The sequence below is a fragment of the Amycolatopsis sp. cmx-4-83 genome, assembly GCF_046548815.1.
Taxonomy (GTDB): domain Bacteria; phylum Actinomycetota; class Actinomycetes; order Mycobacteriales; family Pseudonocardiaceae; genus Amycolatopsis; species Amycolatopsis pretoriensis_A.
Window position 1 is genome coordinate 1 of the sequence record NZ_JAEBEF010000034.1, and the last position, 1,113, is coordinate 1,113.

1 protein-coding gene is annotated in these 1,113 nt (G+C 69.2%); it reads left to right on the top strand.

The genetic code is table 11. The features are described from left to right. Nucleotides 1-125: 125 nt before the first annotated feature. Nucleotides 126-1,113: IS481 family transposase (locus ACLJQM_RS48180; RefSeq protein WP_410636677.1), on the top strand; the 988-nt coding region annotated here is incomplete at its 3' end.

A 1,113-nucleotide genomic window follows, 5' to 3' on the forward strand; every position in this document is an offset into this window, starting at 1 on the left:
TGTGATGTTCAGGGACGTTGTCCCGAGCTGAGGTGACCCGGTGACGGCCTGTCGTGCAGACAGGTGAAGGCCTCCGGATGTGAAGTGGAGCTGTCTAGGAACCACGTCACCGCCCGGAGGCCTTCGTGTCCCACCCTAACGCCACCCTGACCCCACGCACCCGGCTACGACTGGCCCGCCTGATCGTCGAACAGGGCTGGACCTGCACAGCAGCGGCGAAAATGTTCATGGTCGCCACCAAGACCGCCGCGAAGTGGGCCGACCGCTACCGCGCCGAAGGAACGGCCGGGATGGCTGACCGCAGCTCGCGTCCGCATCACAGCCCGGCCCGCACCCCCGAGCACCTGGTGCGGGCGATCGTGCGGTTGCGGTGGCGCAAGCGGCTCGGGCCGGTCCAGATCGGCGGCCGGCTCGACCTGCCCGCATCCACGGTCCACGCGGTGCTGGTGCGCTGCCGGATCAACCGCCTTTCCCGGATCGACCGGGTCACCGGCGAACCGTTGCGCCGTTACGAACACGACCATCCCGGTTCGCTGATCCATGTCGATGTCACCAAGTTCGGCAACATCCCCGACGGCGGCGGCTGGCGCTACGTCGGGCGCGCCCAAGGCGACCGCAACCGGGCCGCGACACCGGGCAAACCCCGCAACGCCCACCGCAATCCCAAGATCGGGACCGCGTTCGTGCACACCGTGCTCGACGACCATTCCCGGGTCGCCTATGCCGAGATCCACGCCGACGAAACCGCCGCCACCGCCATCGGGGTCCTGCGCCGGGCGGTGGCCTGGTTCGCCGCCCGCGGCGCGCGTGTCGAGCGGGTGCTCTCGGACAACGGCTCGGCCTACCGGTCCCACGCCTGGCGCGACACCTGCACCGAGCTGGGCATCAGCCCGAAACGGACCCGGCCTTACCGGCCACAGACCAACGGCAAGATCGAACGCTTCCACCGGACTCTGGCCGAGGGGTGGGCCTACGCACGCTTCTACCCGTCCGATGCCCTGCGCCGGGCGGCGTTACCGGGCTGGATGCACTTCTACAATCATCATCGACCCCACAGCTCAACCGGCGGCAAGCCGCCGGTCACCCGGCTGACCAACCTCCCCGGACATCACA